The 25587-nt window shown below is 69.1% G+C and carries 25 protein-coding genes; 7 read left to right on the forward strand and 18 right to left on the reverse strand.

The window, feature by feature from the left end; genetic code table 11:
- Positions 1 to 1404, forward strand: coding sequence for a NosD domain-containing protein (locus C447_RS07025; protein ID WP_007692307.1), 1404 nt, complete (start codon positions 1 to 3; stop codon positions 1402 to 1404).
- 542 nt (positions 1405 to 1946) lie between these two features.
- The gene (gene coaBC / locus C447_RS18535) at positions 1947 to 3104 is read left to right on the forward strand and encodes a bifunctional phosphopantothenoylcysteine decarboxylase/phosphopantothenate--cysteine ligase CoaBC (protein ID WP_007692308.1); all 1158 of its coding nucleotides are present in this window, start codon (positions 1947 to 1949) and stop codon (positions 3102 to 3104) included.
- 1 nt (position 3105) lies between these two features.
- On the opposite strand, the gene C447_RS07035 is transcribed toward coaBC, so the two are convergent.
- The 8 genes from C447_RS07035 to mbhE are packed head-to-tail and all read right to left on the reverse strand — an operon-like array spanning position 3106 to position 10892.
- Complete coding sequence (locus tag C447_RS07035; RefSeq protein WP_007692309.1) at positions 3106 to 4878, reverse strand: flippase activity-associated protein Agl23; 1773 nt, start codon at positions 4876 to 4878, stop codon at positions 3106 to 3108.
- Positions 4875 to 5246, reverse strand: coding sequence for a monovalent cation/H(+) antiporter subunit G (mnhG, locus tag C447_RS07040; RefSeq protein WP_007692310.1), 372 nt, complete (start codon positions 5244 to 5246; stop codon positions 4875 to 4877). Before mnhG ends, C447_RS07035 begins: the two co-directional genes overlap by 4 nt.
- The gene (locus C447_RS07045; RefSeq protein WP_007692312.1) at positions 5243 to 5542 is read right to left on the reverse strand and encodes a monovalent cation/H+ antiporter complex subunit F; all 300 of its coding nucleotides are present in this window, start codon (positions 5540 to 5542) and stop codon (positions 5243 to 5245) included. The genes mnhG and C447_RS07045 overlap by 4 nt, the downstream gene beginning before the upstream one ends.
- Entirely contained in the window at positions 5523 to 6080 is a 558-nt protein-coding gene (locus C447_RS07050) for a Na+/H+ antiporter subunit E (RefSeq protein WP_007692315.1), read from the reverse strand. Before C447_RS07050 ends, C447_RS07045 begins: the two co-directional genes overlap by 20 nt.
- Entirely contained in the window at positions 6077 to 7660 is a 1584-nt protein-coding gene (locus tag C447_RS07055; protein WP_007692317.1) for a Na+/H+ antiporter subunit D, read from the reverse strand. The genes C447_RS07050 and C447_RS07055 overlap by 4 nt, the downstream gene beginning before the upstream one ends.
- Complete coding sequence (locus tag C447_RS07060; RefSeq protein WP_007692319.1) at positions 7661 to 8014, reverse strand: sodium:proton antiporter; 354 nt, start codon at positions 8012 to 8014, stop codon at positions 7661 to 7663.
- A complete protein-coding gene (locus C447_RS07065; RefSeq protein ID WP_007692321.1) occupies positions 8011 to 8484 on the reverse strand; it encodes an MnhB domain-containing protein in 474 nt (157 codons plus the stop codon). The genes C447_RS07060 and C447_RS07065 overlap by 4 nt, the downstream gene beginning before the upstream one ends.
- The gene (gene mbhE / locus C447_RS07070) at positions 8481 to 10892 is read right to left on the reverse strand and encodes a hydrogen gas-evolving membrane-bound hydrogenase subunit E (protein ID WP_394295085.1); all 2412 of its coding nucleotides are present in this window, start codon (positions 10890 to 10892) and stop codon (positions 8481 to 8483) included. Before mbhE ends, C447_RS07065 begins: the two co-directional genes overlap by 4 nt.
- A 312-nt stretch (positions 10893 to 11204) precedes the next feature.
- Here mbhE and C447_RS07075 point away from each other — a divergent pair, with 312 nt between their 5' ends.
- Complete coding sequence (locus C447_RS07075; RefSeq protein WP_007692325.1) at positions 11205 to 11597, forward strand: type IV pilin N-terminal domain-containing protein; 393 nt, start codon at positions 11205 to 11207, stop codon at positions 11595 to 11597.
- A 51-nt stretch (positions 11598 to 11648) separates the two neighbouring features.
- Here C447_RS07075 and C447_RS07080 read toward each other — a convergent pair whose 3' ends face one another.
- Positions 11649 to 12311 carry a helix-turn-helix domain-containing protein gene (locus C447_RS07080; RefSeq protein ID WP_007692327.1) on the reverse strand — a complete coding sequence of 221 codons (663 nt, stop codon included), beginning with the start codon at positions 12309 to 12311 and terminating at the stop codon, positions 11649 to 11651.
- Between the two features lie 114 nt (positions 12312 to 12425).
- Between C447_RS07080 and C447_RS07085 the strand changes: the two genes are divergently transcribed.
- Positions 12426 to 12842, forward strand: a complete 417-nt coding sequence (locus C447_RS07085; RefSeq protein WP_237713359.1) for a hypothetical protein — start codon at positions 12426 to 12428, stop codon at positions 12840 to 12842.
- A 22-nt stretch (positions 12843 to 12864) separates the two neighbouring features.
- Here C447_RS07085 and C447_RS07090 read toward each other — a convergent pair whose 3' ends face one another.
- The gene (locus C447_RS07090) at positions 12865 to 13446 is read right to left on the reverse strand and encodes a J domain-containing protein (RefSeq protein WP_007692331.1); all 582 of its coding nucleotides are present in this window, start codon (positions 13444 to 13446) and stop codon (positions 12865 to 12867) included.
- 120 nt (positions 13447 to 13566) lie between these two features.
- Between C447_RS07090 and C447_RS07095 the strand changes: the two genes are divergently transcribed.
- On the forward strand, positions 13567 to 14403 hold the full coding sequence (locus C447_RS07095; RefSeq protein ID WP_007692333.1) for a phosphatase PAP2 family protein: 837 nt from the start codon (positions 13567 to 13569) through the stop codon (positions 14401 to 14403).
- Here C447_RS07095 and gatE read toward each other — a convergent pair whose 3' ends face one another.
- Positions 14404 to 16278, reverse strand: a complete 1875-nt coding sequence (gene gatE / locus C447_RS07100; RefSeq protein WP_007692335.1) for a Glu-tRNA(Gln) amidotransferase subunit GatE — start codon at positions 16276 to 16278, stop codon at positions 14404 to 14406.
- A 96-nt stretch (positions 16279 to 16374) separates the two neighbouring features.
- Between gatE and C447_RS18125 the strand changes: the two genes are divergently transcribed.
- Positions 16375 to 16524 carry a nitroreductase family protein gene (locus C447_RS18125; protein ID WP_007692337.1) on the forward strand — a complete coding sequence of 50 codons (150 nt, stop codon included), beginning with the start codon at positions 16375 to 16377 and terminating at the stop codon, positions 16522 to 16524.
- Positions 16525 to 16855: 331 nt separating this feature from the next.
- Here C447_RS18125 and C447_RS07105 read toward each other — a convergent pair whose 3' ends face one another.
- Positions 16856 to 18112 carry an NAD(P)/FAD-dependent oxidoreductase gene (locus C447_RS07105; protein WP_029601842.1) on the reverse strand — a complete coding sequence of 419 codons (1257 nt, stop codon included), beginning with the start codon at positions 18110 to 18112 and terminating at the stop codon, positions 16856 to 16858.
- Positions 18113 to 18607: 495 nt separating this feature from the next.
- Entirely contained in the window at positions 18608 to 19471 is an 864-nt protein-coding gene (locus tag C447_RS07110; RefSeq protein ID WP_007692341.1) for an SDR family NAD(P)-dependent oxidoreductase, read from the reverse strand.
- A 76-nt stretch (positions 19472 to 19547) separates the two neighbouring features.
- Between C447_RS07110 and ahbB the strand changes: the two genes are divergently transcribed.
- The gene (gene ahbB, locus C447_RS07115; protein ID WP_007692343.1) at positions 19548 to 20588 is read left to right on the forward strand and encodes a siroheme decarboxylase subunit beta; all 1041 of its coding nucleotides are present in this window, start codon (positions 19548 to 19550) and stop codon (positions 20586 to 20588) included.
- A gap of 144 nt (positions 20589 to 20732) precedes the next feature.
- On the opposite strand, the gene C447_RS07120 is transcribed toward ahbB, so the two are convergent.
- From C447_RS07120 to fen, 5 genes are all read right to left on the reverse strand, one after another.
- On the reverse strand, positions 20733 to 20978 hold the full coding sequence (locus C447_RS07120; RefSeq protein WP_007692345.1) for a hypothetical protein: 246 nt from the start codon (positions 20976 to 20978) through the stop codon (positions 20733 to 20735).
- A gap of 119 nt (positions 20979 to 21097) precedes the next feature.
- Positions 21098 to 22288, reverse strand: coding sequence for a threonine synthase (locus tag C447_RS07125; protein ID WP_007692347.1), 1191 nt, complete (start codon positions 22286 to 22288; stop codon positions 21098 to 21100).
- Positions 22289 to 22823: 535 nt separating this feature from the next.
- On the reverse strand, positions 22824 to 24236 hold the full coding sequence (locus C447_RS07130) for a class II fumarate hydratase (RefSeq protein ID WP_007692349.1): 1413 nt from the start codon (positions 24234 to 24236) through the stop codon (positions 22824 to 22826).
- 62 nt (positions 24237 to 24298) lie between these two features.
- On the reverse strand, positions 24299 to 24541 hold the full coding sequence (locus C447_RS07135; RefSeq protein ID WP_007692351.1) for a BolA family protein: 243 nt from the start codon (positions 24539 to 24541) through the stop codon (positions 24299 to 24301).
- 31 nt (positions 24542 to 24572) lie between these two features.
- Positions 24573 to 25550: a flap endonuclease-1 gene (gene fen / locus C447_RS07140; protein WP_007692353.1), complete on the reverse strand. Its 978-nt coding sequence runs from the start codon at positions 25548 to 25550 to the stop codon at positions 24573 to 24575.
- Positions 25551 to 25587 lie beyond the last annotated feature (37 nt).

Here is a 25587-nt window from a genome sequence, read left to right on the forward strand (position 1 = left end):
ATGAACGCCCTCCCTGCCGGTCCGAACAGCAATCAGAGCGTATTTGCCGCCGTCGTCCTCGCGGCGCTCGCCGTCCTCGCCCTCGCCGTCGCCCCGGTCGGCCTCGCGGGCGCACAGCCCACCGGCGCGACCCCGGTGAACTCGTGTATCACCATCGACACCCCGGGACGGTACGTCCTCACGGGGAACGTCACGGGCGACGTCGCCGGCGAGGACGAGGCCTGCATCGAGGTCACGAGCGGCAACGTCACTCTCGACGGCGCGGGCCACTCGGTCACGGGGAGCGGGACGGGCCACGGCGTCGAGGTCGACGGTGCCGCGAAGCCGGTCACGAACGTCACCGTCGAGCGCCTCCACGCGAACGAGTGGACGGTCGGGGTGTTCCTGCTCGGGGTGGACGACAGCACGGTCCGGAACGTCATCGCGAACGGTACGATATCGGGGGTCTCGCTCGCACAGTCGAGTGAGAACCGGATCGTCGACGCCACCGCCTACGGTAACTCGATCGGGGTCGCGGTCGGCGGGACGAGCCACGACAACACGGTGCGGAACGCGGTCGCGGTCGAGAACAAGTGGGGGATCCACTTCGAGCGCGAGAGCGGGAACAACACCGTGCGGGACAGCGTCGCGCGCAACAACACCAACTGGGACTACTACTCGATGCGCAACCGCGGGCCGAACGAGGTCTCGAACCTCGAACTCTCGACGGCCACCCTCTCGTTCACCGAACGGAACGTGGCCTTCAGGTCCATCACCGACCCGCCCGCGCTCCCCGCCGGTACCGCGAACCGCGGGGCCTACGTCGAGGCGTTCGCCGCCGCCGGTCAGTCCTCGCTCTCGCTGACGATGGACGACGGGGCGGGCGGCGGTGCGGCCACCCTCTGGCGCGCGACCCAGGGGAGCTGGTCGCGGGTGCCGGGCGCGACGAGCGACGGCGGCACCGTCTCGGGGGCCACCCTCACGGAGTTCGGGATCTTCGGCGCGCTCTCGGACAGCGGCAACGGCGGGCCGGCGAACGTGACGACCAGCGGCTCGCCGTCGGTCCAGCGCACGATGACCACCGTTCCGGGAAGCGCCGCCACGAACACGGCGACCTCGGCCACCACCGGCGCGACGGCGGCCACTGCCCCTGACTCGAACGCCACGGGGGTCGACGTGGAAGCCAACGGATCGACGACCTCAACCGAGAGCACCGACCGAGCGGGGTCCGAGCCGGGGACGGCCACGTCGGACGAGTCGGGGACTGATACGGCGGCCCCCGAAACCGGGGACGCGGGCGGCCTCCTCTCCTCGACCGTCGGCTGGGCCAAGGTCCTCTTCGCCGCGGCGGCGCTCGTCGCGCTGGTCCTGCTCGGGACGGTCGTCGTCATCCGCCACCGTCGCGGCCGGAATCGCGGGTTCTGAGTTTCACACGGCGAATTGGGGAATTTCGGTTTTCGACCCGTGTCGCCGGGGAAGTCCGGGACAACTGCATCTGTTTTCGTATTGATGCTATCTCGTTAGCCGATTCTGTGGGCGAATCCCGACGCAAACGAGAGACCGCACCGCTACCGTCCCGCGACCGCCACTCGCCCGGTACAAATGAGAACCGCCATCGCCCCGCTCCCGCCCCGCACAGGCCACACACCTCCCCAGCCGACTGCGCTCCTCGCTCGCTCTGCTCACGGGTCACTTCGTTCCCCGTTCGCGACCGAGGTTCTCCTTTCAGTCGAACCTCGCACCGCTCGCTGCGGTGCTCATCCCTCACACGCCGATTCGCGCTCGCACGCTCACGTCCGTTCGCGCACGACCGCGTGCGCGCGCCATAGCATCCTACCGCACCGCACCACCCATCCGTACCGCACTCCGCATCGCACCGCCACATCATCCCAACCGCCACCACACCCGCTATTCACCGCCGCGTTACGACCGACAGTATAACCCGCCGGCGACCGGAGATTCGGGTGATGCTCGAAGGAGCGAACGTCGCGCTCGGGGTCACGGGGTCGATCGCGGCGGTCAAAACCGTCGAACTCGCTCACGAACTCCGGCGGCGCGGGGCCACGGTGCGAGCGGTGATGACCGGGAGCGCGCGGGGGATTATCCATCCGTGGGCGGTCGAGTTCGCCACCGAGAACCCGGTCGTGACGGAGATAACGGGTCAGATAGAACACGTCGACCTCTGCGGTCGCGACGGCTGGGCGGACGTCCTCCTGGTCGCCCCCGCGACCGCGAACACGGTGGGGAAGATGGCGGCCGCGATCGACGACACCCCAGTCACCACGACCGCGACGACGGCGCTCGGAGCGGGCCTCCCGGTCGTGGTCGCGCCCGCGATGCACGAACCGATGTACGACCACCCGGGAGTGAGCGAGGCCATCGACCGGGTCGAGTCGTGGGGCGTCTCGTTCGTCCCGCCGCGGGTCGAGGAGGGCAAGGCCAAGATCGCCTCGGTCGACGCCATCGCGCTCGCGACCGCCCGCGCCGCGAACGACCACCCGCTCGCGGGCCGGCGGGTCGTGGTCACCAGCGGCCCCACCTCGGAGTCCATCGATCCGGTGCGAACGCTCACGAACCGGTCCTCCGGTAAAACGGGGCGGGCCGTCGCGCGGGCGTGCTACCTCCGCGGTGCGGCCGTCACCCTGGTCCACGACGGGCCAGAGGTCCCCTATGCGGACGTCGAACCCGCCGAGAGCGCCGCCGAGATGCTCGCCGCCGTCGAGGGATCGGTCGAGAACGCCGACGCGTTGGTCTCGGTAGCGGCGATCGGTGACTACACCGTCGAGACCAATGCCGAAAAGATCCGCTCGGGCCAGGAAGCGCTGACCCTCGACCTCGAACCGACCCCGAAGGTGCTCGATTCGGTCCGCGAGTCCCATCCGGATCTCACGATGGTGGGGTTCAAAACGGAGACGAGCGGCGACGACGAGGCGATGGTCGCGGCCGCCCGGGAGACCCGCTCACGGGTCGACCTCGCCTTCGTGGTCGCCAACGACGCGAGCGTGATGGGACGCGACCGGACGCGCGCGCTCGTGGTTCGCGAAGACGGCGTCGTGGAGTACGACGGCGACAAGTCGGGCCTCGGCGCGCGGGTCGCCGACGAGCTCGCGGGCGAACTCGACTGACTCAGTTCGCCGCGTTCTCGTCGACGTAAACCTCCATCGTGGATATCGTACAGCCGCTGTCGTAGGAGAAGCGCTGGATCTCGTGGCGTTCGTAGCCCGAGAGCGAGCCCTCGATGTCGGCCACGCTGGCGTAGGACTCCCTACACGAGTCCGTCTCCCCGAACGCGACCACGATCGGCGGGCGGTCCTCGCCCCGGACCAGCCGGTCGAGCGTGGCGGCGTCGTCGGTGCTGTTCGACACCGCGCCGTCGGCCTCGAAGTACCACGAGAGCGGCAGCCGACGGAACCAGTTGAGGTCGGCCGGCGGGCTGTCGTCCGCGGACTCGTTCCCCGCGAGTTCGTCGCCGTCGAACTCCGGATCGTCGCCGTAGTAGAGCACGTCGGTGCCGTCGTTCGTCCGGATCACCGTTTGGAGTTCGCCGAGCAGTGGTTTCATCTCGCTCGACGACTGGGCGTACTGGACCAGCGCGTTGTCGGGGTCCTGGTCGTTCTCGAAGGAGGTATCGTAGACCGCGAGTCCGGTGTGGGCGGCGACCATCACCAGCACGAGACCCGCGAGGAGCCCGGCGAGCGCGTTCCGATCGAGTGTCGGTGAGCCCTCGCGGAGCGCGTCGAGCCCGCCGGCGTCGCGGAGCCCCTGGAGGGCGGCCCGACCGACCGCGGCGACCCCGACGGCGGCGGGGACCACGAGCGGCACCGCCACGTGGATCACCTCCCAGGGGAACGGGTTCGCCACGGCGATGGGGTAGCCGAGGGCGCTCGCGAAGCCCCAGTAGAAGGTGAAGGCCACGACGTCGCGGGGGCGGTCGCCGGTGTAGCGATCGAGGAGGAAGCCCACGACCGCGAAGACGAGCACGAAGAGCGCGCCGGTCCGAAGCGCGGGCCAGAGCGCCCCCGCCGCCGAGAGGTACGACCCGCTGTTGCCCGCCCCCCAGTGGCCGACGAAGGCGATCCACGAGCCGAGGGTGGCCTCGCGGACGAGGTCCGCGAGCAGCGTGGGGTCGGCGAGGGTGTCGCCGACCGTGGGCTGGGCTCTGGCCGCCTCGCCGCGCGGGGCGTAGAAGAAGACGATGATCGCGAGGAACTCGACGAACAGGAACACCGCGTGGGGCCACCACTCCCGGACCCCGTGCCGAACCCGCCGTCCCAGGTCGGCGACCGCCGGACGGACGTCGGCCTCGCGAACCCGACGGATCAGGAGGCGTCGGTCGACCAGCAGCGCCGTCGCGCCGACCCACGTCACCGCGTAGATCACGGCGTTCTCCTTCGTGGTGAACGCGAGCGCGAAGAAGGCCACCCCGAGGTAGACGAGGGCCGGCCGCCGGTCGTCGATCGCCCGGACGAAACAGCCGAACGCGACGAGCATGAACCCCGCGAGCAACAGGTCGTTGCGATAGAAGCGCGAGTAGTAGACGAACAGCGGGGCGGCGGCGAGCACGACCGAAAGCGCCAGCGTCTCCGAATCCCGGAGCCGACGGCGGAAGAGCAGCGCCGTCAGGGGAAGCAGGCCGCCGACCAGCGCGACGACGAGCCGCATCGAGAAGTCGGAGGCCCCGATCAGACTGAACACCCAGCTGTCGACGATGGTGATGAACGGCCCGTGGACCACGGGTCGATACCAGTAGACCCCGTTCTCCATGTAGCGGTAGGCCCAGTAGGCCACCCGGGCCTCGTCCTGATGGGCGACCCGTGCGCCGAGCTCGACCAGCCGAACCACGAGCGCGAGGAGCGTGACGACCCCGACCGCGAGGCTGGTTCGTCGGTCGCGGTTCACCCCTCGTCCTCCTCGCCCGGTGATTCGGGTCGGGATTCGCCGGTGTCGGGCCAGGTCGCCTCGCCAGCGAACTCGACCCCCATCCGTTCGGCGGCCTGCGAGATGACGTGGGCACCCGTGGGGGCGGTGATGAAGAGGAAGACCAGCCCAACGAGCGCGATCAGCCCCGCCCCGCCGGGTGCCGCGGGCCCGAAGTAGACCACGCCCGCGAGGAAGAACGAGGCCGCCCCGAGGGTGGTCGCCTTCGTGGTGGCGTGCATCCGGTTGTAGACGTCGGGCAGCCTGACGAGACCGAGGGTCCCGACGACGAGGAAGAAGCACCCGATACCGATCAACACCGCGACGATGGCTGCGTGGATCGTGTTCATTCGATGATGTCCCCTTCGGTGACGTAGCGGGCGACGGCGATCGTGCTGACGAACCCGATGATCGCGAGTACGAGGCTCACGCTCACGAAGAAGCCCTGGTTGGTCAGGAGCGCGAACAGGAGCGCGACCGAGACCACGTTCGTGGCGATGGTGTCGAGCGCCACCACTCGGTCGGGGGTCGTCGGCCCACGGATCACCCGATAGCCCGCCACGAGCGTCACGAGGGTCGCGACCACGAGTCCCGCCTGGATCACGGTCGTGAGGAACGCGGGCGCTTCAATCGCCACGCGAACCACCTCGTGGGCGGGGCGGCGTGTCGTCGGGACTCGCGTCCTCGTCGAAGATCACGAGGGCGTAGTCCTCCCAGCGGCGGACGGGCTCGATGACCCCCTCGCGGTCGGCCCCGGTAATCCCGTGGACGTAGAGGGTGTTCGCCTCCTCGTCGTAGTCCATCGTGAGCGTCCCCGGGGTCAGGGTGATCGAGTTCGCGATCGTCGTCACCGCGGCGTCGGTCTCGACCCGGAGCGGGATCGCCACCACGTCGGGGTCGATCGGCATCGACGGCGAGAGCACCCGATAGACCACGTCGAGGTTCGCCGCGATGAGCTCCTTGACGAACAGCGCGAGGTACGCGATCGCGGCCGGGAGCACACGGACGGTACTCGCGAACGCGAACTCCTCGGCGTAGAACCGCCGGAAGACGAACGCGATCGGCAGCCCGATCCCGAGCCCGATGACGAACTCGCCGAGGACGTAGTCCACGCCGAGTTCGACGCCCCGGACGAACAGCCAGAGCACGGCGAGCGTGACGCCGACGACGGGCCAGCGCTTCATCCGCCACCCCCGAACACCGCGCCGACGTACTGGCCACGGGCGAGGGTGGCGTCGGCGGCGGCGTTCGCCGCGCGCCAGACCGGGTCGAAGCCGACCCCGACGACGACCAGCGACGCCGCGAGCACCACCACGACGCCCACCAGCACCGACGAGTAGCTCCCGTGGTCGACGGGGGCGGTCGTCGCACCCCAGAAGCCACGGTTCCAGGCGCGCGTGAAGTAGGCCACCGTGAGTATCGCGCCGACCACCGAGAGCGCGAGCGCGAACGTCGCACCCGGCTCGCCGGCCGCGCCGGCGTGGGCGGTGGCCTGGAAGACGAGGAACTTGCCGAAGAAACCGATCAACGGCGGGATGCCGATGAGCGAGAGCATCCCAACCAGGACCGCGATGGCGAGCATCGGGGTGCGTTTCGCGAGGCCGCCGAGTTCGGCGAAGCGTACCGTCCCGACCGCGTCGCCGACCGTGCCGCTCGCGAGGAACAGCATGGCCTTCGCGAGTGCGTGGTTGAGCGCGTAGACCAGCGCGGCGGCGATGCCGAGCGCCCTGAGGCTCGGGACGGTGGCGGCGACCGCGAGCGGGAGCACGACGAACCCGATCTGGCCGATGCTCGAGTAGGCGAGTACGCCGTCGAAGTCGTCACGGCTCACCGCGGCGATCCCCCCGAAGAGGATGCTCGCGGCCGCCACCGCGAAGAGGACGGGCCCGAAGAAGGAGAGATAGGAGTTCCCGACGAAGCCGGGAAGCCCGAGGCCGTCGGGGAGGCGCGCGGCGGCGAAGACGGTGAAGTAGAGCCGGATCACCGCGTAGATGCCGACCTTCTTGACCACGCCCGCGAGCATCGCCGCGATCGGGGCGGGCGCGGCGCGGTAGGCCGCCGGCACCCAGAACTGGAAGGGCACCACGCCGATCTTGAGCGCGAACACACAGAAGAGCAACACGGTGATCCCGAGCACGGGGACGGGGTCGACGCCGTACTGGGCGGGGTTGGCGAGCCGACGCGCCATGTCGGCCATGTTGAGGGTGCCGACCGTGGCGTAGAGGCCGCCGATGGCGACCAGCATCAGCGCGCTCCCGAGGAGGTTGAGCACGGTGTAGGTCAGCCCGGCACGGGTGTGTTCCGGCCCCGAGTAGAACACCACGAGGACGTAGCTCGACAGCAACAGGACCTCGAACCAGACGAAGAGGTTGAAGATATCGCCCGTGAGGAACGCGCCGGTGACGCCGACCACGAGGAGGTGATAGAGCGGGTGATACGAGACCCGCTGGGCGTGCTCGCTCATGAAGCCGACCGAGAAGACCACCGCCGCCAGCGAGACGACGGCGGTGATGACGAGCATGAAGGCCGAGAGCGCGTCCGCGACGAGCGTGATGCCGAAGGGCGCGCGCCACGCCGAGAGCTGGTAGGTCAGGATCGACCGACTGGCGACCTGCTCGACGAGCACGGCGACGCTCGCGAGGTAGGCGAGCGCGCCCGCGAGGCTGACGGCGGTGCGGGCGCGCGGGAAGCGCCGGACGAACAGCGAGACGACCGCCGTGACGAGCGCGACCAGCAGCGGCGCGATCACGACCTGGGTCGCCATTCAGACCTCACCCCCCGTCTCGCCGAGTTTCTGGAGGTCGATCGTGCCGTGCTCCTCGTAGATCCGGTAGGTCAGCACGAGCGCGAACGCGGTGGTACCGAAACTGATCACGATGGCGGTGAGCACCAGCGCCTGCACCAGCGGGTCGGTGACGGTGTCCGGGTTCTCGACGGCGTGGCCCGAGATGATCGGCGCGACGCCCGAGAGCCCGCCCATCGTGATGAGGTAGACGTTCGCGGCCTGGGAGTAGATCACCACGCCCCAGACCACCCGGAGGATGTCGCGCCGGAGCACGAGGAAGGTGCCGAACGCGAACAGGAGCCCGAGGACGACCGCGAGCACGAACTGGGTCACTCCGCACCCACCACCGTGAGCACCGTGAGCAGCGCGCCGACGACCACGAGATAGACCCCCAGGTCGAAGACGAACGCGCTCGCGAGTTCGAGTTCGTGGTAGACCGGGAGGTCGTGGAGGAAGACGACCGTCTGGGTGAGGAAGGGGAGCCCGAACGCCATCGCGACGAGGCCGCTCCCGACGGCGAGCGCGAGGCCGAGCGCGAAGACGAGGCTGTTGTCGGTGACGATCGTGAGGGCGGCGGCGCGGGTGTCGTCCATGTCACGACCGAGGATCTCGTCCTCGATGTAGTCGAAGCCGAAGATGATCATGAGGAGGGCGAAGGCCACCGCGGTGAGCACGCCCGCGATGAACCCGCCGCCCGGCCGGTTGTGGCCCTGGAGGAGGAGCGCGAACGCCGTCAGCAGTATCAACGGGAAGACGATCCGGCTGACGGTCCGGGCGATCACGGTGGCGTCGCGGGCGCTCACGACGACTCACCCCGGCCCCGCATCGCGATCAGGGTGATGACGGAGACCGCCGCCATCGCGACCACCGATATCTCGCCCAACGTATCGAAGGCTCTGAAGTCGACGAGGATCACGTTGACGATGTTCCCGCCACCGCCGCCCTCGGGCAACGGCGCGGTCTCGACGAAGAAGCCCGCGATCGTATCGGGGCTCGGCGCGGTCGCCACCAGCACCGTGAGACAGACCGTGAGCCCGACGCCGGCGGCGAGCACCGCGTCGCGAACCACGTTGCTCCGGCTCGCCTCGCCGTAGAACGCCGGGAGCTTGTCGAGCACCAGCAAGAAGATCACCAGCACGAGGGTCTCGACCACCAGCTGAGTGAGCGCGAGGTCCGGCGCGCTCGCGAGCACGAAAAAGAGCGCCACCATGAACCCGAGGATCGAGAGCGTGAGTACGCCCGCGACGTGCGAGGGGGCGATGCCGATCGCCGCCGCCGCGAGCACCGCCACCGCGAGGATGACCACCACGGGAGCCGTGATCGAGAGGCCGGTGAAGGCGGGGAGCGAAACCCCGGCCGCAGCGTAGCCCGTGAGCACGAGGACGACCGTCGACCCGAGCAACCACACCGCGGCGGTTCTGAACCGTCCCGTCTGGAGCCGCGGGAGCGAGACCGCGCTCGCGTGTTCGAGCCCGACGACCGCACCGTCGTACCACCACGTCGCGGTCGCCGGCCCGCGCGAGAGCCATCGGACCCCGTCGTGGAGCCGGTCGTAGAACGGCGAGAGGGCGATCCCCGCGGCGATGGTGACCGCGCTCATCGCGACCGCGGGCGAGAGGTAGGTCGGGAGGTAGACGCTCATCGAGTGGGCCTCGCCCGCGACGGTGCTCGCGAAGGCCGACTGGACGATGGCGTCGACGGCGAGCTGGGGGTCGATCCCGACGACCATCGCGAGCCCGGCGAGGACGGCCGGCGGCGCGACCAGCGCGTACGACGGGGAGTGGACCTCACCGAGCGAATCGGGCTTCGCGCCCATGAACAGCCAGAGGAAACGGATCGAGTAGAGGAAGGTGAAGACGCTGCCGACGACGGCGACGACGGGGAAGGTCCACGCGAGTCCGCCGAGTTCGTGGGCGGTCTCGTAGGCCGCCTCGAAGAGGAGCTCTTTGGAGTAGAAGCCGTTGAACGGCGGGACGCCGGCCATCCCGAGCGCCGCGATGGCGGTGATCACGCCGACGAGCGGAAGGTCGTGCCGGAGGCCGCCGAGCTCGTCGAGCGCGCGGGTTCCCGCCTCGTGGGCGATGATCCCGGCGACGAGGAAGAGGGTGGCCTTGAACAGCGCGTGGTTCAGGATGTGGAACGCGCCGGTCTCGGCCCCGAGCTGGTTCGTGAAGCCGAAACCGGCGGTGATCAGCCCGAGGTGGGAGGCCGTCGAGTAGGCGAGGAGTTCCTTGATGTCGGTCGCGCCGAGCGCGCGGATCGCGGTGACGGTCATGGTGAGGAGGCCGAGGCTCGCGAAGAGCACCATCCACTCCTCGCCGGTGAGGAGCGGGCGGGTCCGGCCGACGAGGAAGACGCCGGCCTTCACCATCGTCGCGGAGTGGAGGAAGGCCGAGACCGGTGTCGGAGCCTCCATCGCGCTCGGGAGCCAGAAGTGGAGCGGGACCTGAGCGGATTTGGCGGCCGCGCCGAGCGCGACGAGCCCGAGCACCGGGAGGAAGAGGCCGGTCTCCCGGAGGGCGGTCCGCATCGCGTCGGCGTTCGCGATCATCGAGTCCGGGCCGCCGATGAGGGTGAAGGTAGGCGTTCCGAAGGCGACCTCGGAGGCGTACGCGAGCAGGATGAAGCCGACGAGCATGAAGAGCCCGCCCGAAACCGTGACGATGAGCGCCTGGCGCGCTGCGGACTGGGCGCTCTCGGAGTCGCGGTAGTGGCCGACGAGGCCGAAGGAGGTGATCGAGGTGAGTTCCCAGAAGACGAAGAGGGCGATCAAGTCCGACGCGAGCGCGACGCCGAGCATCGAGCCCATGAACGCGAGCAGGGTGGCGTAGTAGCGGGCTTTGCCGGGTTCGTCGTGCATGTAGCCCGCCGAGTAGGTGAAGATCAGGACGCCGACGCCGCTCGCGAGCAGCGAGATGAGGAGGGAGAGCCCATCGAGGTAGAGCGTGAGCGAGATCCCGAGCGTCGGGATCCACGGGAGGGTGACGGCTCCCTGCGCGCCGTACTGGCTCGCCACCAGCCCGAACGAGACCAGCGCGACGAGCGCGGCGAACCACGCCGTCCGCTCGCCGAGGGCACGGTGGACGAGCGGCACGAGGAGCGCGGCGAGGAACGGGAGCCCGAGTGCCGCGAACAGCGCCGTCGCGGCGGGGTCGGTCCCCGCCTGCGCCAGCGTGAATGCGATGCCACCGGATCCGGGACGCCCGACCACCGTCGGGACACCACCGGCGACCGCCGTCGGGAGCGCCACGGAGAGCACGTTAGTAATCGCTTTGCCCCCGACTTAACCGTTCTCAAAATCCTCGCGGAGGCGGGTCCATGGGCGACGGGTCGGTTCGACGTCCGCGCTCGATGAATCAAGGGGATCGTTCGCCGAAGCGAGGCGTATCATCGAGCTACGTTCTGAACGTTTATACCGGATGACGGGGCCACCGACGGCAACGCACCGGCCGGGGGCCGGAGCGCGGTCGTGGCGTGCGCTCGTCGACCCCCGTCGCTGGTGGGTTTACGACAACACGTGAATATGAAGGGAACACACAAACGGTTCGGCGAAGCGAAGCGCGGGGTCAGCCCGGTGATCGGCGTCGTGTTGATGGTCGCGGTCGTGGTGATACTCGCGGCCGTCATCGGGGCGTTCGTGCTGGGGCTCGGCGGCGAGCAGCAGACGACGCCACAGGCGAGTTTCAGCGTCCAGGACGGAACGCTGGTCATGAGCGGGGGCGATACACTCGACGGCGAGACCATCGCCATCGAGGGCGACGGCGTCGCCTCCTCCAGCGCCACCGGCGAGATCACGGCCGGCACCGAAGTCGCCGAACTGAGCGACACGGGCGCGGTGAGAGTGATCTACACCGGCAACGGGCAGTCCTCGGTCATCTGGCGGACCACCCTCGACGGCGGCGGTGGCGGCGAGTAACGGACCGACCACGACGGCTCGTCGCCCGTCGACTCACCGTCACCGCGGCGCTCACCGTCCCATCCGACCGATGATCAGCGCGTTCTCGATCAGGGTCTTGTGGCCGCGGTGGAGACGTTCGGAGAGCGCCTGGTGGGTGATGCCGAGGTCGTCGGCGAGTTCGTCGAGGGTCGCCTGCTGTGGGATGTCGAAGTAGCCCGCCTCGACGGCCGCGACCAGGGTCTCGTGCTGGGTCTCGGTGAGCCCGTACTCGTCACGGTGTTCGCCGTCGAGTTCGTGGATCCGGTTGACCGTGAGCGTGAGCTCCTCCTCGGTACAGTAGTCGTAGGTCGCCGAGAGCGAGTCGCGGTCGGGAAACAGGATCCGGAGCTCCCACACGTCGTTGCGGCCGCTGGCGTTCAGGACCGTGGCCCCCTGTTCGAGCAGAACGTGGAGCACCACCCGGATGTCGGTGACCCACTCCATCCGGTAGAACCACTCCCCGTCGTAGGCGGCGAGTCGGGTCACGTTGTCGACGCTCGGGTCGTCGGCCATCGTCTCGTCGAGGGTTTCCCGGTCGATACGCTCGCTGGTGGCCCAGACGAACGGCATCACACGGTCGGTCTCGTGAGCGACCATGCGTTCGATCTCGAACTCGACGTCCGGGTGGGCTTCGAGCGTCTCGTGGAGGGCGAACTCCGAGCCCGGAAGACTGACTTCGGCGATCGTGCTCATCGGCGTCGGCTACTCCAGCCCACTGTATAATCCTCGTGGTGCGAAAGTGGGCCGTCGGTGGGGATCGACGTCGACCGGGTCGTTTTTCGACCGAGCGCGCGAACACGGAGCCGAATGGAGCCGTCCCAGCGTCTCGCCCACAACCTCGTCGCCGAGTCGAAGGCGTACGGCTACACGCTGGCGATCTGGGGGGCGGGTGCGCTGTTGATCCACGAGTTCGGCACGCCCGACGCCCTCGAGGTCGGCCTCTACATCGGCGGTGCGCTCGCCGCCATCGCCGTGCTGACGGCGGTGGCGTTCGGCGGCGTGCTCACCGAACACGAGCGCGACGGCCAGCGGGTCGTGGCGGCCTCGATGGTCCACATCCTCGCCACCGGCGGCAATCTCGCCGTGAGCTACGCCCTGGTCGTGCTCGTCGAACGCATCGGGCTCCCCGAACCCGTCCCGTTCGTGCTCGTCGGCTTCCAGACCACGTGTCTCTACAACGTCTTCCTCCTGTTCGAACACGCCGTGGTCGAGGTCTTCGAGTAACGCGCCCGCAGCAGCTACCACCTCAGCCGGCGTGTTCCTTCGCGGTGGTGTAGGCCTCCCGGACCCGGCGGAACTCGTCGCGGTCGCCGCCGTGGTCGGGGTGGACCTCCTTCACCTTCTCCCGATAGGCCGCTCTGACGTCCGCGAGGCTCGCTCCGACCGGAAGCCCCAGCACGGCGAAGGCGGCGGTCGTGGGGTCGTCGACCGGTCCATCGAGCGCGGGGACGTCGAAGGGAAGGCGCGCGCCGAGGTGGGAACCGGGGAGTTCGTGTTCGACGAGCACGGCGGTGGTCGGCGTTCGTTGGAGCCGGTAGTACGTCCGGGGGTCGAACGTCACCGCGACGTCGTGGTCGGGGAAGTAGAAGGCGACCTGCAGGCCGTCGAGCGAGTGGTCCTCGACGAACGGCTGGTCGACGGCCCCGAGATAGGTGCGGATCTCGCGGCGGCGCTTCTCCTCGCCGCTCACGCGCCGTGAGCGGTTCGGCGGGTCGGGGAACAGCCGCGCGCCGGCGACGAACACGCAGGCCACCGCGACGAACGCCGCGACGCCGAGGCCGGCGGTGACGACCCACTCGGGCTGGGAGCCGACCACCTCGTGAAACACGCGGTCGATAGCCGACGGCGGCTAATAAGCCCCCCGCCGGTCGATCCCGGCACTGTTGTGGGCTCCGTATGGGGTCGTATCACAACGGCTTTGTGCGCTATCGGTCGTAGTGGTCTCCCAATGGTCCCCGCGGTTCCACCGGCGATGGCGTACACGCTGCTCGTCGCCACCGGGTCGATCCTCGCGCTCGTCGGCTGTGCGGCGGTGTTCCTCCCCGACCACCGGCCGGTCGCCTTCGCGAAGGAGCTCGTGCGTACCGACTGGAAGTACCTCGGCGTCGCGTGGCTCGTGACGGCGGGAGTCAACGAAGTCGCCCACCAGTTCCACGCCCCGGGGACGTTCACGTGGGTCATCTACGAGGTCGAAGGCTCGCTGGTCGCGAACGTCCAGACGATCGCGAACCCGGTGCTCACGGTGTTCTTCGTCGCGATATATCTCATCGGCCTCCCGACCATCGTGCTCTTCACCTACTTCAAGGTGAAGGCCCACGACGAGCACGAGTCCAGACGCTACGCCCTCGGTTACCTCACGCTCGTCTCGCTCGCGGTGCCGTTCTTCATCTTCGTGCCGGTCGGCATCCCGTCGCTCTACACCCCCGCCGAGGTCAGACCGCTCGCGTTCGGGGTCAGCCCGGTCATCACCGCGGGGATGTTCGCCACCGACACGATGGTGAAGGCGCTCCCGAGCCTCCACACCGGGCTCGCCGCGCTCGCGGTGCTCTACGCCAGAAAGGCGAGCCGGCGCTACACCGTCTTCGCCACCGGGCTCGCCGCGACCGTCGTGTTCTCGACGTTCTACCTCGGCATCCACTGGTTCGTCGACGCCGCGTTCGCGCTCGTGCTCGTCGGCGTCGCCTACGTCATCTCCCGGCGGGTCGACCCCGAACGCGTGCTGCCGGTGCCCGACGTCTTCGGGCTCCGTCCGAAGGTGTTGAGCCCCGACCGCGAGACGGAGTGATCAGGCTCGTTTCCCGATCTCCTCGCGCAACAGCTCGCTGACCACGTCGCCCTCCGCCCGACCGCCGAGCGCGCCCATGCACTCGCCCATCAGCCCCGAGAACGCGCCCATCCCCTGTTCTCTCACCTGGTCCTCGTTTCGCTCGACGACCTCGACGACGGCCTCGCGCACCTCGTCGTCGCCCGCGCTCCCGAGTCCCTCCCGTTCGGCGGCCTCCGCCGCCGACAGGTCGGGATGTTCCGCGAGCGCGACGAGCAGGTCGTCGATAGCCTCCGTCGTGACCTCGCCAGCCTGGTAGAGCTCGAAGAGGTCGAGGAACCGCTCGTCGCGCACGTCGTCGACGGGGACTCCATCACGCCGGAGTTCGGTCGCGGTGCTTTCCACTGTGCCCGCCGCGAGCGTCGGGTCGACACCGCGTTCGACGGCCGCCTCGAACAGCGGCATTCGCCGACCGTAGGCGACCTGACGCGCGAGGCCGGGGTCGAGGTCGAGCTCGGACTGGTAGCGCTCGACCTTCTCGGTGAGGAGTTCCGGCACCTCGATCCCCTCGAAGTCGAGCTCCACAGGAGGAACGTCGGTTTCGGGGTACATCCGGGCCGCGCCGGGCAGCGGGCGGAGGTAGCGCGAGGTGCCGTCGGGGGTCACGTCCCGAGTCTCCTCGGGAACACCCGAGAGAGCGGTTCGCGCTCGGTCGGCCACCGCGTCGATGGCCGCGGTCGCACTCCGGGGGTCGGCGGCCACCATCGCCACCGCGTCGTCCTCGCCCGCGTCGACCGCGTCTTCGAGCGCTTCGACCTCCTCGCTCGTCACGCCGTAGGCCGGGAGTTCGTCGGTGTGGAAGATACCACCGACGCCGTGGTGCTTCGCGTGGTCGGCGAACTCGGTGCCCAGCCGGCGGTCGTCCTGGAGTTCACGTCCGACGAGGCCGTCGAAGCCATCCAACCGGACCGCCATCGCCCGGCCGTCGCCCGAGAGCGCGCCGCCGACCACGCCGCTGTCGGTCTCCGCGAAGACCTCGGTGACGTCGACGGGGTCGCTCACGCCCGCCTCTCGCTCCGCGAGTTCGTCGCGGATCGCGACGAGTTCGACCTGGCGCTGGACCTCGTTCTCGACGATGTCGTCGATGTCGTCGAGGCGCTGGACGCCTTTGAGCTCGACCCGTGCGCCGTCGGCGATCGAGACGTTGACGTCCTGGCGGATGGTGCCGAGACCGCGTTTGACCTCGCCCGTCGAGCGGAGGAGCATCCCGATCCGCTGGGCGGCCTCCTTGGCCTGTTCGGGCGAGCGGATGTCGGGTCCCGTGCCGATCTCGACGAGCGGGATCCCGAGCCTATCGAGCGCGTAGCGCACGCCCGAGTCGGTCTCCTCGACGCGTGCGGCGCTCTCCTCTTCGAGCTCCATGTCCTCGATCGAGACCGGCCCGTCGTCGGTGCTGATCGCGCCGTCGCCCGCGACGAGCGCCGAGCGCTGGAAGCCCGACGTGTTCGAGCCGTCGACGACGATCTTCCGCATCACGTGGGCCTGGTCGACGGGGTCCATGTCGAGCAGGGCGGCGATCTCGAGCACCACCTCGACCGCCTCGTCGTCGAGCCGGCCGGGCGGTTCCTCGTCGGCCTCCACGAGGCAGGTCGAATCGAAGCCGAGATACTCGAACTCGCGTTCGGCGGCGGCCTCTTCGAGCGCCGCGACGTCGACCTCGCCGAGTTCGCTGCTGGTCGGGTGGAGGAAGCGTTCGAAGGTGTGAGTCGATTCCTCGGGCTCGCGTCGGTCGGTCGGACAGCCACAGAACAGCTTCGAGTCGGTATCGAGCTGCTGGTGGATCTCGAGGCCGGCGACGAGACCCAGCTCGTCGTAGTCGAACGGCGACGTGCTCATTGTGGGTCCTGCGGCGCGGACGACCAAAAACCGTCGCGGTTCGCATCCGCCATCCGGTAGGTTTGTCCTGCCGAGCCGACGATCACCATTCAACCGATGGACCGAACCGACGACGAGTACGCCGTCGAGGTCATGGCCGCCGTCGGGATCCAGGACGATTCGGCCGACGTGGACGAACATCCGACCGACCGGAAACCACTGGACGAAGTCGTCTTCGACGGCGATTTCACGCCGGACGAGGACTGAACCGCGAAGACGAATCGAGAACGATCGGAGCGGTTGGCGCGCGCTCGCGGTCGTGCGTGAACGGACGTGAGCGCGCGACCGCGAACACTGTGCGAGGTCCGCGCGAGCAACGCGAGCGCGGGCTTGGCAGAGCAAAGCTCTGCCAGTGGATGAGCACCGCAGGGAGCGAGCAAAGCGAACGACCGAGGAGCGCAGTCGGCTGGGGAGGCGTGTGGCTAATGCGGGGCGGTGGCGGTGCGGGGCGGTTCTCGTTTGGACCGGGTATTGCCGGAGCGCTCGTATCGTGGCTGACCCAGACACCGATTCGAAGACACAACACAAACGAACCAGATCACGCCGAATCGAGCACCGTCCGTGCCGCGGTCCGCCCGCTCCCGATCGCGCCGTGGATCGACGACCAGTTGGTGTAGTCACCGGCGAGAAAGACCGGGCCCTCGGGCGCATCGGCCGCTGGAAGCCCTCGATAGAACCCCGGCGGTTGGGCGAACTGCGCGAACTCGATCCTGTCGGTAGCGACCGGGGAGAGGTCGAACCGGCGGTCGGGGTACCACGACGCGAGCGCCCGGCGGACGCGGTTCGCGAGGGCGTCGTCGCTCTCGTCCCGCGTCCCGAGGAACGTCGCGCTGAGGAGGTCCCGACCCGAGGGCGCGTACTCGGGGGCCACGTTCGAGAGCGGGGCGACGTGGTTGGGTTCGTCGCCGGCGGCGTTGAGCAGGAGCTTTCCTCCAGTGGGGAGCCGCTGGTCCGAGGGGTACGAGAGGTACTGTGTCACGCACCCGCGAGCGTCGGTCGGGATCGACTCGACGCCAGTGAGGTCGCGGGCCGTCGGCGGGTCGGTGGCGACCACGACCGCGTCGGCCTCGCGGGTTTCGGTCCCGAGCTCGACCGTCGCGTCGTCGTCGGTGGGCTCGACCGATTCGACGGTCGTCCCGAGGGTGAGCTGTGCGCCGGCGGCCCGCGCGCCGTCGGCGAGCTGGGCCGTGACCGCGCCCATCCCGTTCACGGGCACCGCGATGTCGCCCGCCGCGAGCATCCGGAAGGTGTACTCGAACACCGCCGCCGAGGTCGAGAGGTCGCGGTCGAGCGTGATCCCGCCGTAGAAGGGCGCGAAGAACGACTCGACGAACCGCTCCGAGAACCCCCGTTCGTCGAGGTAGTCGGCCACCGACCGGTCCGGACCGGCGAACGCCTCGCTCTCCCGTCGGTCGGCGAGCGCACGCCAGAGCCGGACGACCCGGAGTTTGTCCCCGAGGGTCGCATCGGGAGCCGCGGCGGTCGCGGGAAGCGAGCGTGGGTCGCGCCGGGGGTCCGCGAGGGGACGGGTGGATCCGGGGCGTGCGAGCGTCGCACCGGGGGTGAAGGACCGGAGGTCGAGGGAGGCGAGGTCGAGTTCGCGCCGCACACCGGGATAGGCGGTGAACAGCACCTGGAACCCGCGGTCGAGGGTGTAGCCGTCCACGATGCGGCTCCGGACCCGCCCACCGGCGGTGTCGTGGCGCTCGATGAGTTCGACGTCCAGCCCGCCGGCGGCGAGGTGACGCGCCGCGACCAGCCCCGCGAGCCCGCCGCCGACCACGATGACGTTCATGAACCGATTCGTGGTGCGAGGGGCAAAACCGCTGGCATACTCGAAGCCGGTCGTGGCGTGCTTCGATTCGTCGGTTTGCACGGATGACTGAAGCGTCGACGACAAGTCCCGACACAACTGAGAGACCGCCACCGCTCCGCCCCGCATCGGCCACACGCCTCCCCAGCCGATTCGTTCCGCTCGTTGTACTNACGACAAGTCCCGACACAACTGAGAGACCGCCACCGCTCCGCCCCGCATCGGCCACACGCCTCCCCAGCCGATTCGTTCCGCTCGTTGTACTCGCTCCACTCATCCACTGGCAGAGCTTCGCTCTGCCAAGCCCGCGCTCACGTTGCTCGCGCGGACCTCGCACAGTGTCCGCGGCCGGCCCTCACTGTCGTTCGAACCGGCCGCGAGCGCGCGCCGACCGTATTCGGACCGCTAAGCATCCGCACCGAACCGCCACAGCTCCGCACCGAACCGCGACCGCGGACGAATAGCGGCGCGCTCGATTCAGGGCCAATCGGGGTCGACACCGACCATCGCGGCGCTCTGGGTCCAGAGGCGCTCGCGGAGCCGTTCGTCGTGGGCGCGCGGGTCCGGCTCGGTGGGTCGGGTGCCCTCGTAGTAGGCTCCCGAACGGGTCGCGGCGGCGGGCGCGACGGCGGCGTAGACCAGCCCCTCGGCCCCGTCCTCGACCGAGGTACCGACCCCGGGAAGGCGGGCCGCGAGACGGGTGCCCGTTCGAACCGAGAGCGAGGCGTCGCGGTAGAGCCCGCTCCCGGGAACGAATCCGGGATGCACGACGCTCGCGGTTACGCCCTTGCCGAGCCGTGCGGCGAGTTCGGTCGCGAAGAGCACGTTCGCGAGCTTCGAGCGGGCGTAGGCGTCGAGCGGGTCGTAGCCCGAATCCAGTCGAAGGTCGTCGAAGTCGAGCTCCCCGCGTCGATGCAGGGTCGAGGCAGTCGTGACCACCCGAGCCGGCCCGCTCGCGGCGAGCAGGGGAAGTAAGTCGTGGGTCAGACGGTACGGGGCGAGGTGGTTGACCGCGAACGAGCGCTCGTGGCCGTCGTCGGTGAGGCGGCGCTCGCCCGGCGAACACGCCGCGTTGTTCACCAGCACGTCGAGCCGGTCGTAGCGCTCGCGCACGGCGTCAGCCAGCGCCGCCACGGTCTCGACGTCGGCGAGGTCCGCCCGGAGAAACGTCGCCTCGCCACCCGTCTCCTCGACTTCTTCGACGGTTCGGCGACCGCGCTCGGCATCGCGACCCGTCACTGCGACGGTCCAACCAATGCTCCCGAGCCGACGTGCCGCCGCCCGCCCGATGCCGCTGGTCGCGCCGGTGACGAGCGCCACCCGCTCCGGGTTCGTGTCCATATCGACAGCGGGTGCGCGTGACGAATAAGCGCCCGGAACCGACAGACCGTAGTTTCCCCGGGCCGTAGATGGGGCAATGAGTTCGCTGGCGGACGACTGGCGGGCCGACCTCGACCCCGTCGACGTCCGGCTGATCGACGAGTACCAGAGCGGCTTCCCGGTTCGCGAGCGGCCGTTTCGCGTCGTGGGCGCGGAGCTGGGGGTGAGCGAGGACGAGGCGCTCGCCAGGATCACGCGTCTGCGCGAGACGGGTATCTTCCGACGGTTCGGCGCGGTGTTGAACCCGCCCGTGATCGGGTCGTCGGCGCTCGCCGCGGTCCAGGCCCCCGCGGAACGGTTCGACGAGGTGGCGGCGGTCGTCAACGAGTACCGCCAGGTCAACCACAACTACCGCCGCGACCACGACTGGAACCTGTGGTTCGTCGTCACCGCGGGCACGCGCGGGACCCGTGATGCGATCCTCGCGGAGATCGAGAAACGAACCGGCTGTCCCGTGCTCTCGCTCCCGATGCTCACGGACTTCTACATCGACCTCGAATTTCCCGTGGTGAACGCCGACCGCTTCGCCCGCGAGTCGGCCGTCGGTCGGGACGCGGTCGAGGCGACCCGGATGAGCGAGTCGGCGGCGGGCGACCTCTCCGCGCTCGATGCCGACCTCCTACTCGCGATTCAGGAGGGGTTCCCGCTGACGACGACGCCCTACCGCGACATCGCGAGCGAGGTCGGCGCGCCGGTCGAGGACGTCCTCGCGGCGATAGAGCGACTCCTCGAAACGGGCTGTCTCAAGCGGGTCGGCTGCGTGGTGAACCACGTCGCGACGGGCTTCGACGCCAACTGCATGGTGGTCTGGGACGTCCCCGACGACGAACTCGACACCAGGGGAACGGAGGTCGGCGCGCTCCCCGCGGTGACGCTCTGCTATCACCGGCCACGCCGCCCGGAACTCGACTGGCCCTACAACCTCTTTACCATGATCCACGGGCGCGACCCCGAGGCCGTGGCCGAACAGATCGACCTGCTCGAACGGGAGTACCTGCCCTACGACCACGAGCGCCTCCGATCGACCCGAACCCTGAAACAGACCGGCGCGCGCTACGACGACCTCCTCGGGGCCTGACCCGGTCTCTGCCGATAGCTCCTTCCTCGTCAGGAGTCGCACGAACCGTCGCCGGTTTCGGTCGATATTGCTCCGCCCACCACGGAGACGCCAGCCTCTATCGACGGCATCCCATCGGAAAAAGTGACGCGAGTCGAGCCCCCTCTACAGGTTTCGGAGACGAACGTGCTCGTCGCTCACCGTCTCCACGTCGTCGTGGCGGAGTTCGTGCGTCTCGTCGTCGTCGTTCCAGCCGAGCGCGGATGTGACCGTGTCGAGGACACCCGAATCGCTTCCACTCGTGTCGACGAGCGCGGTGTCGTCCCGAACGTCGTCGACGGTCCCAACGCGATTGCCGTCGTGGTCGACGACCGAGAGACCGCGGTCGTCGTCGGTGAAGTCTCGTGCCATCGCTATCGATCGCCGACGGCCGCGGGCAACTGCGTTGGCCACGCGAGAGCAAGCTACCGAAGGGAGTGAGTGCAAGTTTCAGGTCCTGTCGCGGTCACGAGCACCGGCGCGAGACGGTTCTACAGCCCTTTGCCCATCAGGTGACTCCGGAGGATGTCGTCCTCCTTGTTGCCGGTCGCGGTGTTCATCAGGACCACCGTATCGTCGTCGTCGAACACGCCCTCCTCGGCGAGTTCCCACGCACCGCTCGCCGCCGCCGCACAGGTCGCGCCCATCTCCAGGCCCGTGTGCTGGGCCACCGTGATCGCGCTGTCGAGGATCTCGTCGTCCGGCGTCGCCACCGCACCGCCGTCGGACTCCCGGAGCGCGTCGAGGATCAACGGGCTCGCGCCGGGGTCGGGGATCTCGATCCCGCCGCAGATCGTGTCCGGCACCTCCCACTCGTCGTGGCGGTCCGAACCCCTCTCCCACGCCTCGACGACCGGGGCACAGCCGCTCGACTGGGCGGCGTACATCGCGGGTAGCCCGTCGATGAGGCCCAGGTCGCGGAACTCCTTGGCCCCCTTGTGCATCCCGACGAGCCCGACCCCGCCGCCGGTGGGGTAGACGACCCTGTCGGGGACCTCCCAGCCGAGCTGTTCGACGATCTCGTAGAGCATCGTCTTCTTGCCCTCGTGGCGGTAGGGCGTCGAGAACGAACTCGTCGAGTACCAGTCCTCGCCCTCCATGGCGTCGGCACAGGCCGCGGCGGCGTCGGTGAACCGTCCCTCGACGACGTTCATATCGCCGCCGTGGACGTTGATCATCGCCTTGTTGACGAAGCTCGCGCGCGAGGGGACGAAGACGTGCGAGTCGAGCCCCGCGCGGGCGGCGTAGGCCGCGGCGGACTGGCCCGCGTTGCCGGCGGACGCGAGCGCGACGTCGCTCGCGCCGTGTTGGACCGCCGCCGAGACCGCGAGCGCGTGGCCCCGGTCCTTGAAGCTCCCCGTGGGGTTGCGGCCCTCGTCTTTCACGACCACGCGCCCGACGCCGAGTTCGTCCGCGAGTTCGGGACACTCGACCAGCGGGGTGGTGCCCTCGTCCATCGTCACCGCCGCGTCCCGGGGGAAAGGAAGCAACTCCTCGTAGCGCCACATGCCGTCGAACGGCCGGGATTCCAGATCCGCGCGCGTGAGGTCGAGCGCTGCGAGGTCGTAGGTCGGGTTCAGTATCCCGCCGCAGTCAGGACAGCCGTGGGTCGTCGTCCCCGCGTCGAAGTCCTGTCCACAGTCGGTGCAGACGAGCCCGGCAAACGCCGCCGTGGTTTCCATGCCCGGCCTTCCGCGGCGAACGACTAATCGCTTCCCGTCCCGGCGACGAGGACCCCGGAGCTCCAATCGACCGCCAGCGGTCGCGGTGCGGTTGCGGTTCGGTGTGGTTGCGGTGTGGCTGCGGTTCGATACGGTTGCGGTGCGGTTGTGGTCCGGACACGGTCGGCGCGCGCTCGCGGCCGGTCCGAACGACAGTGAGGGCCGGTCGCGGACACTGTGCGAGGTCCGCGCGAGCGTAGCGAGTGCAGGCTCGGCAGAGCGAAGCTCTGCCGGTGGATGAGTGGAGCGAGTACAACGAGCGGAACGAATCGGCTGGGGAGGCGTGTGGCCGATGCGGGGCGGAGCGGTGGCGGTCTCTCAGTTGTGTCGGGACTTGTCGTNACAACGAGCGGAACGAATCGGCTGGGGAGGCGTGTGGCCGATGCGGGGCGGAGCGGTGGCGGTCTCTCAGTTGTGTCGGGACTTGTCGTAGACGTTTCAGCTCTCGTCGCAGAATCGCGAGGTCTTGTTCGCGATTCGAAGCCGATACGACCCCTTACTCCTCGCGCCCGGGGATCCCGCGCTCGGTCATCGCGTGGGCGTCGAGCACCTCGTCGGCCTCGTCTTCGTCGAGGTAGCCCTCGCCGACGACGACCTCGCGGATGGTCTTGTCCTCGGCGAGCGCCTGCTTCGCCACCTTGCTCGCGTCGTCGTAGCCGATGTGGGCGTTGAGCGCCGTGGCGAGCGCCATGCTCTGTTCGACCTGGCGTTCGCACTGCTCGCGGTTGGCGTCGAGCCTGTCGACGAACTTCTCCGCGAACGCCTCGCTGGCGTTGGCGAGCAGCGAGATGGATTCGAGGGTGTTGTAGGCGATGACGGGTTTATAGAGGTTCAGATCGATCTGGCCGCCCGCCGCGCCGGTCGAGACCGTGGCGTCGTTGCCGACGACCTGGGCGTGGACCTGGTTCACCGACTCGGCGACGACGGGGTTGATCTTGCCGGGCATGATCGACGACCCCGGTTGATTCTCGGGCTGGTCGATCTCGCCGAGGCCGTTGCGAGGCCCGGAGGCGAGCAGCCGGAGGTCGTTCGCGATCTTGTTCAGCGAACCCGACACCGTGCGGAGCGCGCCGTGAGCCTCGGCCATCGCGTCGTGGGCGGCCTGAGCCTCGAAGTGGTCGACGGCCTCCTCGAAGGGGAGCCCCGTCTCGTTCGAGATGTACTCGGCCGCGAGTTCGGGGAAGTCGGGGTGGGTGTTGAGCCCCGTTCCGACGGCGGTCCCACCGAGCGCGAGTTCCGAGAGGTTTCGCGTGGTGCGGCTCACCCGCGAGATGCCCTTGTCGATCTGGCTGCGATAGCCGCCGAACTCCTGGCCCAGCCGAACGGGAGTCGCGTCCTGGAGGTGCGTGCGGCCGGTCTTCACGACCGTATCGAACTCGGCCTCGCGCTCGCCGAGCGAGGCGCGGAGGGTTTCGAGTGCGGGGACCAGGTCGCGTTCGATGGCTTCGAGCGTGGCGATGTGCATCGCCGTCGGGATCACGTCGTTCGAGGACTGGCCGAAGTTGACGTCGTCGTTGGGGTGGACGGCTCCCGACCCGACCTCGGCACCCACGATCTCGCTCGCGCGGTTCGCGATCACCTCGTTGGCGTTCATGTTGGTCGAGGTCCCGGAGCCGGTCTGGAAGACGTCGACCGGGAACTGGCCGTCGTGCTCGCCCGCGATGACCTCGTCGGCGGCGTCGACGATCGCTTCGGCGGTCTCCGCCTCGATCAGCCCGAGCTCCCCGTTGGCCTGCGCGGCGGCCTTTTTCACGACCCCGAGCGCGCTGATGAACCGCCGGCTGAAGGTGAACCCGGAGATCGGGAAGTTCTCGACCGCACGCTGGGTCTGTGCGCCCCAGTAGGCGTCGGTCGGGACCGCCATCTCGCCGAGGCTGTCCGATTCGGTGCGGTAATCCTCGTTGCTCATACCTCGCCGCTGTCGGTCGGGATGGTTAAACCCACTGGAACCGGCGACCCGGACTCGGTCCCCTACTCGTCGTACTCCTCGGGGGTGTAGGTCTGGAGTTCGAGCGCGTGGATGTCGGTGGTCATGTGCTCGCCGAGCGCGTCGTAGACCATCTGATGTTGGGCGACGAGTGTCTCGCCCTCGAAGGCGGGCGAGACCACCGTCGCCGCGAGGTGGTCGTCCTCGACCGCGCGCGCGCCCCGAACGGTGGCCTCCGCGTCCTCGATCCCGTCCTCGATCAGCCGCTCGACCTCGGATGTGTCCATGCGAAGAGGGAGCGCGCCGGGCCTAAAACCCTCACGTCCAGCGGTCGAGGCCCGACTGGACGACCGACTCCTCGATCCGCTCGAAGCCCCGGTCGACCTCGTCCTCGGGGATCTCCCACTCGTCGGTGACGTATCGTCGCGCCGCCGCGAGGTCCGGCGAGATGTCGGGGTCGAACTCGACGTCGGTGACGTCGGGGTTCAAGAAGAGCTCGCGAACGAGGTCGGCGTTCTCGACGTACGCGTCCTCGGCTTCGAGCGCGGCCCAGAGGTCGCCGTGTTCGCGGACCAGTTTGACGGCGGTCTTCGGCCCGATCCCCGAGACGCCCTCGTTGAAGTCGGTCCCACAGAGGATGCCGACGTCCACGAGGCCCTCCCAGGTGAGGTCGTGGTCGGCGAGGGTCGCCTCGAAGTCCATGCACTCCGGGTCGCCGCTGGAGGTGAGCTTCCGGAGGGTGCGCGGCGACCCGAACAGGAGGGTGTCGTAGTCCTCGCTGCCGGCGTAGTCCACGGTTCCAGAGCGCGCCATGTGAGCGGCCTGGGCCTCGCCCTCGGCGGGCGCTTCGACCACGGGGACGTCGAGCAACGAGAGGAGTTCGCGGGTGGTCTCGTGGATCGTATCCGTCAAGCGCTGGGTCCGCGACTCCAATCGAGCGGCCTCGATGGCGTTTCCGGCTTCGCGGGCCTCCGCCGCACGTTCTTCGACCTCCTCGCGTTCCGCGCGCCGCTGTTCGATCTCGTCGGTCTTGAGGTCGGTGACGCCGCCGTCGAAGACGAACACCGGGGTGATGTCGTGTTCGAAGAACTTGGGGAGGCCCTGGACCACCCCCATGAGGTTCGCGACCTCCTCGCCCGCGGCGGTGGTGTAGACCGAATCGCTGGTCCACTTGACCGTGGTCGTGAGGTACCGATAGAGCCAGTTGTGGGCGTCGATGGCCACCGTCGCGCCGGCGAGCTCCGAGAACGCGACCGGATCGATGGCGGCGAGCTGGCGGAGGTCTGCGTTTCCCATTGCGTACGGTAGGCGAACCCGTCGCTTGAATCCCTCG

The sequence above is a fragment of the Halococcus hamelinensis 100A6 genome, from assembly GCF_000336675.1.
Taxonomy (GTDB): domain Archaea; phylum Halobacteriota; class Halobacteria; order Halobacteriales; family Halococcaceae; genus Halococcus; species Halococcus hamelinensis.

Excerpts from the sequence above, each read along its gene's own strand:
- C447_RS07085 (WP_237713359.1), top strand. The coding sequence starts at position 12,426 with ATGGAGCCGTCCCAGCGTCTCGCCCACAACCTCGTCGCCGAGTCGAAG.
- coaBC (WP_007692308.1), top strand. The coding sequence starts at position 1,947 with ATGCTCGAAGGAGCGAACGTCGCGCTCGGGGTCACGGGGTCGATCGCG.
- C447_RS07050 (WP_007692315.1), bottom strand. The coding sequence starts at position 6,080 with ATGAAGCGCTGGCCCGTCGTCGGCGTCACGCTCGCCGTGCTCTGGCTG.
- ahbB (WP_007692343.1), top strand. The coding sequence starts at position 19,548 with ATGAGTTCGCTGGCGGACGACTGGCGGGCCGACCTCGACCCCGTCGAC.
- C447_RS07105 (WP_029601842.1), bottom strand. The coding sequence starts at position 18,112 with ATGAACGTCATCGTGGTCGGCGGCGGGCTCGCGGGGCTGGTCGCGGCG.
- C447_RS07025 (WP_007692307.1), top strand. The coding sequence starts at position 1 with ATGAACGCCCTCCCTGCCGGTCCGAACAGCAATCAGAGCGTATTTGCC.
- C447_RS07120 (WP_007692345.1), bottom strand. The coding sequence starts at position 20,978 with ATGGCACGAGACTTCACCGACGACGACCGCGGTCTCTCGGTCGTCGAC.
- mnhG (WP_007692310.1), bottom strand. The coding sequence starts at position 5,246 with ATGAACACGATCCACGCAGCCATCGTCGCGGTGTTGATCGGTATCGGG.
- C447_RS07125 (WP_007692347.1), bottom strand. The coding sequence starts at position 22,288 with ATGGAAACCACGGCGGCGTTTGCCGGGCTCGTCTGCACCGACTGTGGA.
- C447_RS07095 (WP_007692333.1), top strand. The coding sequence starts at position 13,567 with ATGGTCCCCGCGGTTCCACCGGCGATGGCGTACACGCTGCTCGTCGCC.
- gatE (WP_007692335.1), bottom strand. The coding sequence starts at position 16,278 with ATGAGCACGTCGCCGTTCGACTACGACGAGCTGGGTCTCGTCGCCGGC.
- fen (WP_007692353.1), bottom strand. The coding sequence starts at position 25,550 with ATGGGAAACGCAGACCTCCGCCAGCTCGCCGCCATCGATCCGGTCGCG.
- C447_RS07130 (WP_007692349.1), bottom strand. The coding sequence starts at position 24,236 with ATGAGCAACGAGGATTACCGCACCGAATCGGACAGCCTCGGCGAGATG.
- C447_RS18125 (WP_007692337.1), top strand. The coding sequence starts at position 16,375 with ATGGACCGAACCGACGACGAGTACGCCGTCGAGGTCATGGCCGCCGTC.
- C447_RS07080 (WP_007692327.1), bottom strand. The coding sequence starts at position 12,311 with ATGAGCACGATCGCCGAAGTCAGTCTTCCGGGCTCGGAGTTCGCCCTC.
- C447_RS07135 (WP_007692351.1), bottom strand. The coding sequence starts at position 24,541 with ATGGACACATCCGAGGTCGAGCGGCTGATCGAGGACGGGATCGAGGAC.
- C447_RS07110 (WP_007692341.1), bottom strand. The coding sequence starts at position 19,471 with ATGGACACGAACCCGGAGCGGGTGGCGCTCGTCACCGGCGCGACCAGC.
- C447_RS07075 (WP_007692325.1), top strand. The coding sequence starts at position 11,205 with ATGAAGGGAACACACAAACGGTTCGGCGAAGCGAAGCGCGGGGTCAGC.
- C447_RS07055 (WP_007692317.1), bottom strand. The coding sequence starts at position 7,660 with ATGGCGACCCAGGTCGTGATCGCGCCGCTGCTGGTCGCGCTCGTCACG.